A 15303-nucleotide genomic window follows, 5' to 3' on the forward strand; every position below is an offset into this window, starting at 1 on the left:
CTGAAGCGGCGGGCGTGCCAGGCATGCCCGCCGCTTTCTATGATTGCGCGGTGGCGATCCCCACGGACCTCGAGCGTGCCCGTCACCTCGCGTTCGCCGCCAACGAGGAGGCGGCCAAGGATCTCCTGCTGTCTCTGGTGCCGCAGATCGAGCAGGCCGGCCGCGACGACTGGATGCTCGAGGTGTATGCGCTGCTCGGCGAGATCTATCTCGTCCGCACCGCATACAACGGCACCGAGGAATGCCTGAACCGGATGCGCGAATGCCTGGCCGTCTATTCGGCGATTCTCGCGGGTAACAAGCCCGAGGCCGCGGCACAGGTGACGATGTCGACGGCCGAGATCGAGCTGATGGTGCGCCGGTACTCGCGGCGCGCGCAGTTCCTGCAGACCGGGTTGGCCGCGGCGCACGGCGACCATGAGACCGCCGAGGCCGCATTGATCGCCCTGACCGACGACGAGCCGGTCGCCGAACTCGCCGCCGAACACCGATTTCTGGTCACCTACGCCGAGATCCTGTGTGCGGTCGCGCTGTGCGACGACGACCTGCACGTGAAGTCGATCCCGTTGTGGGAGCGCGTGATCGACGTGATCGACCGTCCGGGTGACGGTGGCGAACACCACGATCACCTCCTCGTCCTGGGAGCCACCGGCTATGGCAGGTTCTGCGTCGAGACCGGCCGGCTCGTTGCGGCCGAGCCCTGGCTGCGGCGGGCGGGGGCGCGCGCGGAGGCGCGTGGGTGGAGGCTCGCAGTGGCGCGCACCCAACTCGAACGTGCGACGGCGGCGTGGTCGGCGGGGGACCGGCCGCAGGCGCAGACATTGGTCCACGAGGCATATCCCGCTATCGCCGAACATCTTCGCGCACACGATGTCTCGCGGTGCTGGTTGTACTTCGGGCTGATCAGCATCTCCGTGAACGCGCTCGACGACGCCGACGAACGACTCGGTCATGCCGAACGGCACTGGCGTGAGATCGAGAAGCCGCTGCACATCCACCGGATCCTGTTGCAGCGCAGCTGGGTCGACATCTTCCGGAAGGACTTCGCCGCAGCACTCGAGCGCGTCGGACAGGCGCGTGAACTGCTGGACGCGTGGCCCCGCCACAGCTGGCTGCAGTACGCCCGCCTCGACGACCAGCTCGGCAACATCTGGCGGGCCGACGCACTGGCCGATCCCGTTCACGCGGCGGAGAAGCTCCAGAAGGCCGCTGAACTCAAACTCCCCGCCGCGATGGCCGTCGACTCGGTGCGGTACGCGATCCCCAATGCCGACGCCCGGATGCGTTGGGCCACCTACGTTTCCGCTCCGATCCTCGCTGGCGCATTCGCTGTCGCATGGGAGTGGGGTAACACCAAACTGCTCAGCGAGCTCATCGAATACCACAGCGCGCGCGGAACCTTCACCGCCGAACCCGCCTCCGCCGACACCATGGATTGGGCGGGCACCGCGACGGCGGCCGTACCCGTGGAGTCCGCCGACGAGTACGCGCTGGTCGCCGCCGGGCCGATGGTCACCGCGAGCGCGTCGCTGACCAGACTCGGACCGTTGCCGCCGCTGGTGATGGACCCGGCCACCGCGCCGATCATCGGTCGTTACCGCGCCCTGGCGGCCGAGCGGTACGGCCGCGACGTGACCGCGGACGAGCCCGCGTGGTGCACGTGGCCCTGAGCAAAACTCTCGTCCTGCGGTTCGCCGACGTCGGGGTGGCGACGTACGCCGGGCTGCGGGTCGTGGGAGACCCGTCGCGAACCGTCACCTGGGTGGTCGAACAGCCGGACCTCGTCGCAGCCGAACAGCGGCTCGCCGAGGCGCTGCCCGACCCCATCGGCACTGAGAACCGCCGCGACGCACTCGACCGCGCGATCGCCCGAGGCGCCTTCGCCGCGCCCACAACCGAATTCGAACTCGCCCGCGCACTGGGCACACAACTGATCGCCCCCGCCGCCTGGCAGCTGCTCGTCGAGCATGCGGCGTCACCGCGCGCGACGCTGTTCGTGTCGCCGAGCGCGCGGCTGGCCAGGATCCCCTGGGGTCTGCTGGCGGCGCCGAAGCAAGACGGCATCCGGCTGATGGAGCTGGCCGACGTCATGATGGCCGTGCCACCCAATATCGTCAATTCGCCGCGGGCGCCGACGAATTGGATCGATGGAAGCAACAACCCCGTACTGTTGGTGCTCGACCCGCGCGTGCCCGGCCAGCGCCCGGACGCGGCGTTGGGCTCCGTGCTCGGTAAACCGTCGCCCGATACCGTCCTGGCTCGTCATTTCGCCGATCTCGCCGATCGCCGCGCGGTGCTGCCGGACGTGGCGGCCGTCACCGAACTGTTCCGGCGTACCGACGCCGACCGCAGTTGGCTCGCCGGTCAACTCGCGCGCCGGCCCGGCCGCCTGGTGTACGTCGGGCATGCCACCGCCGCCGACGGCGACGCCGGCCACGCAGACCGCGCGGCGCTGCACCTCGCCGAAGAGCGGCCGCTCACCGCGGGTGAGCTCATGGCGGCGAGATTGCCCTTTCCTCCACGGGTTGCGCTGCTGGCGTGCGCATCCGGCGGGGACTATCAGTTCGACGAGGCCAGTGGGCTGGTGGCGGCGATGGTCCTGGGTGGCGCCCAGTTGGTCACTGCCACGTTGTGGTCGCTGCCGACGACGGCGGGCTACCGGCAGTTCGCCGCATGCGAGGCCGACCCGATGAGCGAGGCGATCGTCGCCGTCGACCGCGCCCATGAGGCCGACGAGGCCGGCCGGGCGGTGAACCGCTGGCAGCGGGACCGGATGCGCGACTGGCGCGGTGGCGATCTGACCGCCAGCCCGCTGTATTGGGCGGCGCTGGCCAGCTTCGCCGTTGACGGCGCGCGCTGATCAGACCGGCGCCACGCAAATCGCCACGGCGGTCTCGTCACCGGGACGGTAGTAGGTGTCGATAACGCTGCCGGGGGAGACCTTGATCAGTGCGGACGCCGGCACCAACGCGGTCTCCCGGGCGGGAAACTGCCCGCCTCCAGGCTTTCTGACCATCACATCGAGTTCGACTTCCCGGCAGTCCTCGAGCCCCTGCCCGGTGGGCCGCATTGCGGTGACGACCGCCGGTGAGCGGATACCGTTGCGGATCAACTCGAGTCGGTCGCGGGTGAGCAGGCCTTTGCGCACCATCGTCCGGTCGAACTCCGCTCGCGCGGCGAGGATGTCCTCCGCCGTGGCCAGGCGCTCGTCGGCCTCACCGCAATCCACTCGGGAGAGCCTCCAAGCGGGTCGTAACGAAGCGGCCGTCGTGCCGATGTAAACGATGCAGACGAACGCGAACAGCGCAGTGAACATGACCTCAAGGGTCGGGCGGCCGCGCCGCTACCGAACCCAACTTTCCTGCTGTCCACAACCGGAACCTACTTCTATCCTGTCCTGATGAGCACCGGGACGGCCGTCGCCGTCGCCCATCCGCGCCGGGCGGTCATCGACCGCGCCTGGCGCGCCATCGGGCCCGGTGTCGAGGTGCTCAGCAGCGAGGACGGCGGGCCGCTGCGGCGAACGGTGAAACGGATCATCGATCCGCTGGTCCTGCGGCTGCGATCGAACACCCGATTCTCGGCGCCGTTCGTGGCGCCCGATGTGGCCGACGCGATGTACGACGCGATCCTCGGGCACAGTACGCAACTGCGGGACACGGCGACCTGGTTCGACGTCCTCAAACGGGAGCGGCGTCGGTTGCGCATCACCTCGGGCAATGCCCAAGAGCTGTACTTCCCGGTGTGTTTCGAGCTGGCCGTGACGAAAGGACCGCCTGCACAACATGGTTCCGGTGCCGAGGAGGTGCTGCGCGAGATCCACGATGAACGCGACCGCACCGCGATCGAAGTACTGAACCGGTTCGTGTCCGACGAGAAGGTCATCGCAGAACTGGAGAGGCAGCTGAGCCGCAGTTGGCGAGATGTTCGCGCGGGTACCGATATCACCGGTCCGTTCATGGCCGGACTGACCACGGTGCTCGGCCCCGCCGACGGCCACTCTGCCGCCGCCGCGCGACAGCGTGTGTGGCAGGCGTTGATCGCCGACGCCGCGCCGTACAACCTCGGAGCCAAGGCACGCAGCGGACTGGCCGAGCTGCCATGGTCGATCGTCAACCTCGGCCTGAGTTCTGTTGAACCACAACAGCAGCCGAGCATCATCGGTGGGCCGGACCACGACCGGCCCCTGAACCGCAGCGTGATCGACAGGGTGCGCGCAACGCTGCGAAGGGCGATGGACCGCGACGGACTTCCCGATGTGCCGACATTGTGCGCCGAAGAGGTCGACCGGGCGTGCGCTCCCTGGGGGCTGATAGGAGAGGACAAGCAGGCCACGCTGGTCGCGGGAATCGAGGTCGCGGTGCATCTCGCCCCGGTGGCCGATGGCGGCGAGCCCCGCTACGAGTTGGCCCGCCAGATTCAGGCGCGGCTCCGCAAAGAGGCATACGTGCTGCACGCGCGCCGCTATCTGGCCGCCGACGGACCGATCCATCCGCGCCAGCAACAGGTGATCGACGAGTTGGCGATGTTCGCGCGCCCGTACCTGAGCCGGTTGTGGGCCAGGCTGCACGGCCGTGACGTGTGGCAGGAGCCGTGTGGCGACGTCGATGAGGTTCGAGCGGTGCTCGAAGGCGTGGCGAGGTCGGTCAGCCTGGACCACCGCCAGCGGATCAAGACGATGCTCGAGATGCAGGTGGCGGGATGAGGCTGATGGCCGATTCGGGCCTGTGGACGACGGGACCGCTGATGGCCCCGGCTCCGGTGATCGCCGTTCTCGAAGTCAGCGGTGCGGTGCTGTCGTGGACGGTCGACGAGCCGACGGATGCCCAGATCACGTTCACCGATCCGGCGCGGGCGGACTGGTTGTGGCGGGTGATCGGTGAGGCGGGCCACCACGCCGTGATCTCCGCGCTGGGTGACCGCGCCGCAGTCGACAGCATCGAGGTGAGCGGTGTGGCCCTGGTACCCGAAGCGGTCGAACCGCTGCGCCGCCTCGCGCTCGGCCACTGGCTGCGGCGCTGGTGGCCGGCAAGTCAGCGCGATGCGATCGCGACGCTCGACGGGGCGCTCCTGGATGCCGAAGTCGCGCTGCTGACGGCCGCGGCGCAGGACTACTTCGGCGACGACACCTTCGACTCGGAAATCGCCCATCTGCTTGCTCCGCATGCCGCGGCACTGAATACTGCTGCGCACGAAGGTGATCCACGGGTCACCGCGCTCATCGAGCTGTGTCGCGATGTGGCCGCCGATGTCGGAGTCGCACTCGATGCAGACGAGGTGAGCGGTCGGCGCGCCGACTATGCGCTTGCGGCAGGGGCGGACTCGCGAGTCCGAGGTCCCGCGGTCATCGCCGGCGGCACCGCCTCGCTCAATTGGGCGGCCCTACCACCGGGTGTCTTCGACGCCGCCGAGGACACCGTCGAATGGTCGGTGGAAGCGGTCGACGACGGTGTGGATGCGGTCGTCGGGGTGGAGTTGACGGGGCTGGGCTCACCCCACGGCATCGCGGTGCGGTTGGAGTCCGGGCCCGTCGGCGGGGCGGGCGTACTCGGCGCGGACGGGCGTGCGTCGTTTCCCGTTGCCGACACCGACGCGACACCGATCACCGAAGCGGTTGCCTGGAACCATGACTGGCGCGGCACGAGGGTGGTGGTGGGCGCCGATGTCGACGAGTCGGCGCACACCCGCGACCGGGTCCGCGCGTTCGCCCGGTCGCGGATGGATCGACCCGGCCCCGATGCGTTCCTGGCCGAGATCCTTGCCGCCGAATCGGATTACTGAGATTCGTCGGACTGTTTGCGCATCTGCTCGCGGATCTGTTCGAGACGCTCGGCCGCTGCTCGCTGGCGCTCGTCGTATTGCTCGGCGACGCTTCGACCCTCGGGGGTTTCAGCCGCGAGCTCGGAGGCCCCGATCGCCGTGCCGTAGCGCGTCTCGACCTTCTCCCGCACGGCGTCGAACGTCGGCACACCACCCGGTGTGTAGCCGCTGTCGACGGGCTCGACCGGCGTGGTGGACTCGGGTTTCGGATCCACGACCTCCGCCTCGACGGCGGGTTGCTGGTCCTGTTCCGGAGTGGCGTCGACCGACATGCCGTCCACGCTACCCGCTCACAGGTCAAGACTGTTGTGACAATTTTGACGAAAGTCCGGCGCTGCGCGAACGCTGCGCGTAGCGTCTTGCCGTTATCACTGCGAAAGGAACCACCATGCGCGGCACCATCATCTTCTCAGGGGTTGTCGGCGTCGCCATGGCGCTGGGCACGGCGGCGCCGGCCCTAGCCGACGAGACCGACGACATCTTCGTCGCGGTGCTCGAAGAAGAGGGAATCCCGTTCTCGACACCCAAGGACGCAATCACCCTCGCCCACGCGGTATGTGACTACGTGGCCGCCGGGCAGAAGCCCGAACAGGTCGCGGTCGAGATCAGCGAACCGGCCCACTGGAGCCTGGACCAGAGCGGGTTCTTCGTCGGTGCCGCCACCCAGTCGTACTGTCCGTCGTAGTCCTGCAGGTTTGCCGGGAGTCCCTGCTGCCCGCGGTCAGTTGATTCCACGCGGCCCCCACGGTCGGGACATAGCCCACCCAGAGGTTCACGGACAGTGCGACACACAGCAGGCACAGCGGCGTCGACATCAGCGAGACGCCGCGCCGCCACCACCGGACGCCACGCCAACCCGCAACCAGCACGGCGCACGCCGCACCCGTCAGTGCCACCCACACCCACAACGAGAGCGGAGCGGGGTTGGCGGCAAGCCCTTCCGATGCGATGTACGCGTACGTTGCCATTGCCAGCGCTATACCGCACAGCGCGGCCCACGGCACCCACACCAGCCGCCATCGACGTGTGCGCCATCCGACGGCGGCGAGCAGCACTATCGCCGCGGCGATCTGAACCGTGGTCGGAATCCAGCCATGCATCAACGACAGGTGCCCACGCAGCGAATGAGCCAGTGTCACCAGTGTCACGGACAACAGGATGCGGGGTGATGCTTGTGGTGCGCTGTGGAGAAGCTGTCAACGGGGCTTGGCCAACGGGAACGGCAGCGTCTCGCGGATACTGCGTCCGGTGATCAGCATGACGACGCGGTCCACACCCATCCCCAGACCGCCCGTGGGCGGCATCGCATACTCCATCGCCTGCAGGAAGTCCTCGTCGAGCTCCATCGCCTCCGGATCGCCGCCTGCGGCCAGCAGCGACTGCTCCTGTAACCGGCGTCGCTGCTCGACCGGATCGGTGAGTTCGCTGTAGGCGGTGCCGAGTTCGACTCCCCAGGCCACCAGATCCCAGCGCTCGGCGACGCCGGGAATGCTCCGGTGCGGACGGGTCAGCGGCGACACGGACGTCGGGAAGTCCTTGTAGAACGTCGGCGCTTCGGTGCGGTCCTCGACCAGCCGCTCATAGAGTTCCAGCACCACCGCGCCTGCATCCCAGTGCGTCAGGTACGGAATGGCCGCGGCGTCACACAGTTTGCGCAACCGTGGCAGTTCGGTGTCGGGGCCGATCTGTTCACCGAGGGCTTCGGACACCGCATCGTGCACGGTTTTGACCGTCCACTGACCGGAGATGTCGACGGGTTCGAGTCCACCGCCTTCCTGCGGCCGGTAGAACACCTGGGCACCGTTGGCGGCCTCGGCGGCGTTCTGGATGAGCTGCCGGCAGCCGTCGATCCAGACGTTGTAGTCGGCATGCGCCTGATACGCCTCCAGCAGAGTGAATTCGGGGTTGTGGCTGAAGTCGACGCCTTCGTTGCGGAACGCCCTGCCCAGCTCGAAAACCCGCTCGACACCGCCCACGCAGAGCCGCTTGAGGTACAGCTCGGGAGCGATCCGCAGGTAGAGGTCCAGATCGTAGGCGTTGATGTGGGTGAGGAACGGCCGGGCGTTCGCGCCGCCGTGGATCTGTTGGAGGATCGGCGTCTCGACCTCCAGGAATCCCTTGCCCACCAACGTTTCCCGAATCGCATGCAGCACGCCGCTACGCGCGCGGATGAGGTCGCGAGCCTCGGCGTTGATCGCCAGGTCGACGTAGCGGGCGCGCACACGGGCTTCCTGGTCGGTCAACCCCTTCCACTTGTCCGGCAGTGGACGCAGACATTTGCCGATCATCCGCCAGTCACGGACCAGAAGTGAGCGGGTGCCCTTCTTGCTGTAGCCCATCGTGCCCGACACCTCGATGAGGTCGCCGAGATCGATGGCGTGCGTGAAGTCAGCCGTCGTCGCCGATTCGAGCAGCGAATTATCCAGCAGCAGCTGGACTTCGCCGGACCAGTCGCGCAGCTGGGCGAACAGCACGCCGCCGTAGTCGCGGCTGCGCAGCACCCGGCCCGCCACCGTCACCGGAACGTCGTCGTCGGCCTCGATCGCCTCGGCGATGGTGTGTGACGGCGGCGTACCTACGGGATAGGCATCGACTCCGTTGTCCTGCAAAGCCTTCAGCTTGGCCATGCGCACCCGCACCTGTTCTGGCAGCCGCGTTTCTTCGGCGTCGGGCAGATCCGCAGCCAAGCCGCCGACGTCGGGGGCCGTGCCGTCGTGGTGCAGCAGTCCGGTCGCCATCAGATCCTGCGGCACCCCCGTATGGTGTCCGGTGTGCGGCTGTTCGTGACGCCGCGAAAAGGGCAGCACCAGAAACCCTTCAGCGATCACCGACGCCACCCCGACCCGGGGCACCAGCCGGGCGTCGTCGTAACAGGCGTAACGCGGCACCCATTCCGGTTGGTATTTCATGTTCGAGCGGTACAGCGTCTCGAGCTGCCACCACCGGGAGAAGAACACGAGCAGGCTGCGCCACAGCCGAGCGACCGGGCCCGCCCCTAGCTGGGCGCCCTGTTCGAACGCCGAGCGGAACATGGCGAAGTTCAACGAGATCCGTGTGATGCCGATGTCTTCGGCCTGCATGCACAGTTCGCTGACCATCAGTTCGATGGTGCCGTTGGGGGAGTGGGGTGCGCGCCGCATCAAGTCCAGCGAGACGCCGTTGGTGCCCCAGGGCACCAGTGACAGCATGGCGACGACTTCGTCTGTCCCGCCCGCGTTCTGGACCGCCTCCACAAGCAGGCAGTCGCCGTCGGCCGGGTCGCCGAGCCGGCCGAGTGCCATCGAGAAGCCGCGTTCGTCCTCGGTGTCGCGCCAGGCCTCGGCGCGGGCGATGACGTCGGCCATCTCTTCGGCGATCAGGTCGCGGTGCCTCCGAATGCGCACGCTCACGCCCGCACGCCGCGCCCGGGTCACGGCCTGCCGGACCGCGCGCATATCCGGCCCGGACAGCCGGAAACTGTCGGGATACAGAATGGCCTCGTCGCCGAGCTGCAGGGCGTTGAGCCCGGCCTCGCGGAACGCCTCGGCGCCCGCCGAACTCGCGCCCATCACCCCGGGGGCCCAGCCGTAGGTCTGACACAACGTAAGCCACGCCTCGATCGCCGCCTGCCACGCCTTGGGATCGCCGACCGGGTCCCCGCTCGCCAGGCACACGCCAACTTCCACGCGGTAGGTGATGGCGGCCCGCCCGTTGGGCGCGAACACCACCGCCTTGTCGCGGCGCGTCGCGAAGTACCCGAGCGAGTCGTTCTTGCCGAACAACTCCAGCAGCCCGCGCAGCGCGGATTCGTCCTCACCGGTCAGCGCGTTTTCGGCGCGCTGGGACTGGAACAACACGATCGCCGCGACCATCAGGGCCAGTGCGCCGAAAAGGCCGAGCACAGCGTTGATCAGGACGTGCGGATGACCGGTGAAGTTCGAGGAGTCGGCGCCCGCGAACGCGCTGACCCGGTTCAGCGCGTACCAGAACCGGTCGTCACTGGTCAGCGTGCCCGGGAACAGTTCGAGCAGGCCCCATCCGATCAGGGTGCCGATCGCCATTCCCACGACCAGCACGACCGCTGCCTTCAACAGGGCGCCGCGGCGCACCTTCGCCCAGAACTCGCCGCGAGCCAACAGCAGGAACAGGATCGCGGCAATGTGGAAGACCAGGCCGATGACTTCGCCGATCTCCTCGACCACCGACTCGTCGCCGGACACCAGGTCCGCGATGTTGAAGACGATCGCGCCCACCATGTAGGCGACGAGGATCCACCAGGCGATCCGCTTGCGCGCCGCCAGCGCGGCGGCCAGCAGCGCCAGCACGAACGCCCACGCGAAGCTGGTGTCAGGGAAGTTGAAGATGTAGTCATTGACGAACTCGCGGGGAACCCGGATGACCGACCGCACGAACGGCGAGACGCTCGCCAACAACGAGAGCGTGGCGATGATGCCGACCGTCCAGCCCGCCGCCGCGGGCACCCACCAGTACCTCAACCTGCGGCGGGTAACGGGCAGGCTAGCGACGGTCATAGGCCGCGACATTATTCGGTTGGGACCCCAAATGGGTGGCGACTCACGACCAGACGGGTCCGGTGAATTTCTCGCCGGGGCCTTGCCCTGGTTCGTCGGGTGATGCGCTGGCCTCACGGAAGGCCAGCTGCAGCGTCTTCAGGCCGTCACGCACCGGTCCGGCGTGGGGTCCGAGATACTCCGCGGACGCGGTGACCAACCCGGCCAGGGCGGTGATCAACCTGCGGGCCTCGTCGAGATCGCGGTACGGGCTCTCGTCGGGACAGTCGGACGACAGCCCGAGCTTCTCAGCGGCGGCGCTCATCAGCATCACGGCCGACCGGGTGATCACCTCGACGGCGGGGATCTCCGCGAGTTCACGAACGCCGGCGTTCTCGAGGTCAGCTGAGTTCGGGTCATCGGTCATGCCTGCTAGACTGGCATGCGCGACCGTCCCGGCAAACGCCAGGGACAGCAAGTGGAGTCCCCCTCCCACCGCTGGCCATACCGGCTCAGCGGTCCGGTCACAGGCAACAGATTGCCTGTCCTGGTCGGCTGCGGGCCCTGCTTTGAGCAGGGCTTTTCTGTTCATTGAGCAGAGCTGACGGAGTGGGCTCCTAGAGGACAACATAGGAGGCCCCATCAGCACTGAGACCCGCGTCAACGAGCGTATCCGCGTACCTGAAGTCCGCCTGATCGGACCGGGCGGTGAACAGGTAGGCATCGTGCGCATCGAAGATGCCCTCCGCGTCGCCGCGGATGCCGATCTCGATCTCGTCGAAGTAGCACCGGATGCCAAACCCCCGGTCTGCAAGATCATGGACTACGGGAAGTTCAAATACGAGACGGCTCAGAAGGCGCGCGAGTCTCGCAAGAACCAGCAGCAGACCGTCGTCAAGGAACAGAAGCTCCGTCCCAAGATCGACCCGCACGACTACGAGACCAAAAAGGGTCACGTGATCCGCTTCCTGGAGGCCGGGTCCAAGGTCAAGGTGACGATCATGTTCCGCGGCCGCGAACAGTCGCGACCCGAGTTGGGCTTCCGTCTCCTGCAGCGGCTGGGCGCCGACGTCGCCGACTACGGCTTCGTCGAGACCTCGGCCAAGCAGGACGGCCGCAACATGACGATGGTGCTGGCCCCGCACCGCGGCGCGAAGACTCGCGCCAAGGCGGCGCAACAGGCCGAAGGCTCCGCAGAGCCGGCCGCAGCACCCGACCGAAACAGTTAGAACAACAGAGCAGAGGACCTATGCCCAAGGCGAAGACCCACAGCGGCGCTTCCAAGCGGTTCCGTCGCACCGGGACCGGCAAGATCGTGCGCCAGAAGGCCAACCGCCGCCACTTGCTCGAGCACAAGCCGAGCAAGCGCACCCGGCGACTCGCCGGCCGCACCGAGGTGTCGGCCGCCGACAACGCCCGCATCAAGAAGATGCTCAACGGCTGACCGACGAACACGTACGACCTGAACGAAGGACATTCCCATGGCACGCGTCAAGCGCGCAGTCAACGCCCAGAAGAAGCGGCGGACAATCCTCAAGGCCTCCAAGGGTTACCGGGGGCAGCGGTCGCGGCTGTACCGCAAGGCCAAAGAGCAGCAGCTGCATTCGCTCAACTACGCCTATCGTGACCGGCGCGCCCGCAAGGGCGAGTTCCGCAAGCTGTGGATCTCGCGTATCAATGCCGCGGCCCGCGCCAACGACATCACCTACAACCGGCTGATCCAGGGGCTGAAGGCCGCTGGCGTCGAGGTGGACCGCAAGAACCTCGCCGAGATCGCCGTCAGCGATCCCGCGGCGTTCACCGCGCTGGTCGAGGTCGCCAAGGGCGCACTGCCCGCGGACGTGAACGCGCCGTCGGGCGAGGCTGCCTGACGCTCACCGAACGCTCCGCCCGGGTGGTCGCAGCGGTCAAGCTGCACCGCCACGTCGGGCGACGCCGCGCCGCACGCTTCCTCGCCGAGGGTCCCAACCTGGTCGAGGCGGCGTTGCGGCGCGGACTCGTATCCGAGGTGTTCGCCACCGAGGACGTCGCGCACCGGTTCGCTGCGATGCTGGCCGATGTCCCGGTGCACCTGGTGACAGAACGCGCCGCCAAAGCGTTGTCGGAGACGGTGACTCCGGTCGGCCTGGTCGCCGTGTGCGCGACACCGGAGACGTCGCTGGGCGAGGTCTTGGCCGCCTCGCCGCGGCTGGTCGCCGTCGCGGTCGAGATCTCCGAACCGGGCAACGCGGGCACGCTGATTCGGATCGCCGACGCGATGGGGGCGGACGCCGTCGTGTTCGCCGGGCACAGCGTGGACCCCTACAATGGCAAGTGTTTGCGCGCGTCCGCGGGCAGTATCTTTTCGATTCCCGTTGTCACCGAGGACGATCCCGGTTCGGCGGTGTCGGAGCTCGCGGGCACCGGCCTGCAGGTGTTGGCGACGACCATCGACGGCGAGATGTCATTGGACAGCCCCGCTCTGCAGGCCGCGCTGGCCGAACCGACGGCGTGGTTGTTCGGGCCGGAGGCCCACGGTCTGCCCGCAGAACTGACCGCGTCGGCCACGCATCGCGTTCACATCCCGATGCCGGGGGCCGCCGAGAGCCTCAATGTGGCCGCGGCCGCGGCGATCTGCCTATACCAGAGCGCACGCGCGCACCGCCGCTCCTAGCTCAACAAGCCCCGCGCCACGTGGGTGATCTGCACCTCGTTACTGCCGGCGTAGATCATCAACGACTTGGCGTCGCGCGCAAGCTGTTCGACGCGGTACTCGGTCATGTAACCGTTGCCGCCGAACAGCTGCACCGCCTCCATCGCGACGTCGGTGGCGGCCTGCGAGCAGTACCACTTGATCGCCGACGCCTCCGGCAGTGAGATCGACACACCGGCCTGCGCCGCTTCGATCACGCGAAACAGGATGTTGCGCACGTTCATCCGCGCCACTTCCATGTTCGCGAGCTTGAGTTGGATCAGCTGAAACTGGCCGATCTCCTGACCCCACAGAGTGCGACTCTTGGCGTAGTCGACGCACAACCGCAGGCATTCCTCGATCACGCCCAGCGACATCGCCGCGACGCCGATGCGTTCGGCGCTGAAGCTCGACCGCGCGCTTTCGCGGCCGTCACCCGCGGAATTGTCCTCGGTTTCGCCGAGCAACCGGTCCCGGCCCAACCGCACGTTGTTGAAGAACAGCTCGCCGGTGCGCGAGCTGTGAATACCCATCTTGCGGAACGGCTTCGACTGTACGAAACCTTCCATGCCGCGGTCGAGCACAAAGGTCAGCACCTTGCGGTCGCGCTTGTCCGAAACCGAGCCGCCCGCTTCGTCTTCATTGAGCTTCGCGTACACCACGACGACGTCGGCGTCGGGGCCGTTGGTGATGAAGGTCTTCTGGCCGTTGAGGATGTAGTCGTCGCCGTCACGTACGACGTAGGACTTCATACCGCCGAACGCATCAGAGCCCGAGTCGGGCTCGGTGATCGCCCATGCGCCGACCTTGTCGTAGGTGACCAGATCGGGTAGCCAGCGTTCCTGCTGGGCCAGCGTGCCGCGGCTCATGATCGTCGGCACCGTCAGGCCGAGGCTGACCCCCATGCCCGTGACGACGCCCATCGACACCCGGCACAGCTCGCTGACCACGACGAACCCCATACCGCCGGAACCCTCGCCGAACATGCCGCCGCCCGAGGACTTCTCCGACGAACCGCCGACTTCGCGCAGCCGGGCCAGGCGCTTGTTCAGCGACTCACGCGCCATGTCGGCGATGCCGAACGTCGCGAACAGCTTGCGGACGATGGGGTAGGGCTCCATCTCGCCGCTTTCCAGCGCATCGACGTGCGGGCGGATTTCCTTATCGACGAACTCGCGGACGGCATCGCGCACGGCGAGATCGACATCAGACCATTCGAGCATGCCCCCTAGGCTGCCTTATGGCGTCCGCGGGCCGGACGCAGCCCCGCCAAAGAGAACGTGGTGTGCACCAGCGACCCGGCTCGATCGAGCAGCGACTTGCGCGGCGGGACGTAGTGCATCGGCAACCCGCGCCGATCGCTCGGCGGTGCCATGAACGCAGGCGCCTCGACCAGTGGAGCGTCGGAGGGAAGGCGGCCCTGGGCCCGCCGGTAGGCAGTCAAAGCCCTTGGGTGCAAACGGATTTCGTCGGGCACCGCCACGAAAGCGAATTCCACCAGTTTGCCGAACAGGCGAAGAAGCACCTCATCCCCGGGCGTCCAGCGCATGTTGGCCTTCTCGCGAAGGGCGTCGTCGAACACGCCCGCCGCGATCCAGCGCTGCGCGCCGACCATCGGCTTGAAGAGCTGGTCCCACAGCCCGGTGGGCATCAACACGAACCAGGGCTTGGGAATCCGGATCGAGAAGATGTCGAGGGTGGCGCGATTGATCTCGAGCTCCTCGCGGCACTTGCGGTCCCAGTACTCGCAGAACTCCTCCCAGCTGTCCGGCACCGGCCGCATGCTCATGCCGTACATCCGGTACCACTGCACGTGCTCGTCGAACAGCTGTCGCTTCTCGGCCTCGGTCAGGCCGCCGCAGAAGTACTCGGCCGTCTTGATGATCAGCATGAAGAAGGTGGCGTGCGCCCAGTAGAAGGTCTCGGGGTTCAGCGCGTGGTAGCGGCGGCCCTCGGTGTCCACACCCTTGATCGTGGTGTGGTAGCTCTTGATCTGCTCGCCGGTCTGGGAAGCGCGTTCACCGTCGTAGACCACACCCATGATCGGATACACCGAGCGCGCGACGCGCTGTAGCGGTTCGCGCAGCAGGATCGAATGGTCCTCGACGCCTGCGCCCAGTTCCGGATACATGTTCTGGACGGCGCCGATCCACACACCCAGCAATCCCGTGCGGAGGTCGCCGAAGTACTTCCACGTCAACGAGTCGGGACCTAAGGGGTTAGCGGTGCTGCTCACGGTCATGTGATTCCTCGCTGAATCGGCGTCGAACTCCACGATAATGTTGACAACCAACGTTGTCTACGATTTGCGGGGCGCGTCGT

Annotated in this window: 15 protein-coding genes; 9 read left to right on the plus strand and 6 right to left on the minus strand. The window is 67.4% G+C overall.

Annotation, left to right across the window (positions count from 1 at the left end):
• Positions 1 to 50 precede the first annotated feature (50 nt).
• The gene (locus CEX87_RS08675; RefSeq protein WP_094286788.1) at positions 51 to 1670 is read left to right on the plus strand and encodes a hypothetical protein; all 1620 of its coding nucleotides are present in this window, start codon (positions 51 to 53) and stop codon (positions 1668 to 1670) included.
• On the plus strand, positions 1652 to 2860 hold the full coding sequence (locus CEX87_RS08680) for a CHAT domain-containing protein (RefSeq protein ID WP_094286713.1): 1209 nt from the start codon (positions 1652 to 1654) through the stop codon (positions 2858 to 2860). Before CEX87_RS08675 ends, CEX87_RS08680 begins: the two co-directional genes overlap by 19 nt.
• On the opposite strand, the gene CEX87_RS08685 is transcribed toward CEX87_RS08680, so the two are convergent.
• Positions 2861 to 3316, minus strand: coding sequence for a hypothetical protein (locus CEX87_RS08685; RefSeq protein WP_064426704.1), 456 nt, complete (start codon positions 3314 to 3316; stop codon positions 2861 to 2863).
• A gap of 84 nt (positions 3317 to 3400) precedes the next feature.
• Between CEX87_RS08685 and CEX87_RS08690 the strand changes: the two genes are divergently transcribed.
• Complete coding sequence (locus CEX87_RS08690) at positions 3401 to 4705, plus strand: hypothetical protein (RefSeq protein WP_094286716.1); 1305 nt, start codon at positions 3401 to 3403, stop codon at positions 4703 to 4705.
• On the plus strand, positions 4702 to 5781 hold the full coding sequence (locus CEX87_RS08695) for a hypothetical protein (protein WP_094286718.1): 1080 nt from the start codon (positions 4702 to 4704) through the stop codon (positions 5779 to 5781). The genes CEX87_RS08690 and CEX87_RS08695 overlap by 4 nt, the downstream gene beginning before the upstream one ends.
• Here CEX87_RS08695 and CEX87_RS08700 read toward each other — a convergent pair.
• Positions 5775 to 6092: a hypothetical protein gene (locus tag CEX87_RS08700; RefSeq protein ID WP_233151317.1), complete on the minus strand. Its 318-nt coding sequence runs from the start codon at positions 6090 to 6092 to the stop codon at positions 5775 to 5777. The genes CEX87_RS08695 and CEX87_RS08700 overlap by 7 nt on opposite strands.
• Positions 6093 to 6208: 116 nt before the next feature.
• Between CEX87_RS08700 and CEX87_RS08705 the strand changes: the two genes are divergently transcribed.
• The gene (locus CEX87_RS08705) at positions 6209 to 6505 is read left to right on the plus strand and encodes a DUF732 domain-containing protein (RefSeq protein ID WP_064395681.1); all 297 of its coding nucleotides are present in this window, start codon (positions 6209 to 6211) and stop codon (positions 6503 to 6505) included.
• Positions 6506 to 7016: 511 nt separating this feature from the next.
• Here the strand turns inward: CEX87_RS08705 and lysX are convergent.
• Positions 7017 to 10331 (minus strand): bifunctional lysylphosphatidylglycerol synthetase/lysine--tRNA ligase LysX, encoded by a 3315-nt coding sequence (lysX, locus tag CEX87_RS08710; RefSeq protein ID WP_094286720.1) that lies wholly within the window; start codon positions 10329 to 10331, stop codon positions 7017 to 7019.
• A 43-nt stretch (positions 10332 to 10374) separates the two neighbouring features.
• Entirely contained in the window at positions 10375 to 10737 is a 363-nt protein-coding gene (locus CEX87_RS08715; protein WP_064395679.1) for a DUF1844 domain-containing protein, read from the minus strand.
• 214 nt (positions 10738 to 10951) lie between these two features.
• Here CEX87_RS08715 and infC point away from each other — a divergent pair, with 214 nt between their 5' ends.
• From infC to CEX87_RS08735, 4 genes are read left to right on the plus strand one after another with little or no spacing between them, the layout of a single operon-like run.
• On the plus strand, positions 10952 to 11539 hold the full coding sequence (gene infC / locus CEX87_RS08720) for a translation initiation factor IF-3 (RefSeq protein WP_082693995.1): 588 nt from the start codon (positions 10952 to 10954) through the stop codon (positions 11537 to 11539).
• 20 nt (positions 11540 to 11559) lie between these two features.
• The gene (rpmI, locus tag CEX87_RS08725) at positions 11560 to 11754 is read left to right on the plus strand and encodes a 50S ribosomal protein L35 (RefSeq protein WP_064395677.1); all 195 of its coding nucleotides are present in this window, start codon (positions 11560 to 11562) and stop codon (positions 11752 to 11754) included.
• Between the two features lie 37 nt (positions 11755 to 11791).
• Positions 11792 to 12181: a 50S ribosomal protein L20 gene (rplT, locus tag CEX87_RS08730; RefSeq protein ID WP_064395676.1), complete on the plus strand. Its 390-nt coding sequence runs from the start codon at positions 11792 to 11794 to the stop codon at positions 12179 to 12181.
• Between the two features lie 23 nt (positions 12182 to 12204).
• Complete coding sequence (locus CEX87_RS08735) at positions 12205 to 12963, plus strand: TrmH family RNA methyltransferase (RefSeq protein ID WP_094286724.1); 759 nt, start codon at positions 12205 to 12207, stop codon at positions 12961 to 12963.
• Here the strand turns inward: CEX87_RS08735 and CEX87_RS08740 are convergent.
• The gene (locus CEX87_RS08740; RefSeq protein ID WP_094286726.1) at positions 12960 to 14204 is read right to left on the minus strand and encodes an acyl-CoA dehydrogenase family protein; all 1245 of its coding nucleotides are present in this window, start codon (positions 14202 to 14204) and stop codon (positions 12960 to 12962) included. The genes CEX87_RS08735 and CEX87_RS08740 overlap by 4 nt on opposite strands.
• 5 nt (positions 14205 to 14209) lie before the next feature.
• Positions 14210 to 15223, minus strand: coding sequence for an oxygenase MpaB family protein (locus CEX87_RS08745; protein WP_064419743.1), 1014 nt, complete (start codon positions 15221 to 15223; stop codon positions 14210 to 14212).
• Between the last annotated feature and the right edge of the window lie 80 nt (positions 15224 to 15303).

It is taken from the genome of Mycobacterium lehmannii (assembly GCF_002245535.1).
GTDB classification, from domain to species: Bacteria; Actinomycetota; Actinomycetes; order Mycobacteriales; family Mycobacteriaceae; genus Mycobacterium; species Mycobacterium lehmannii.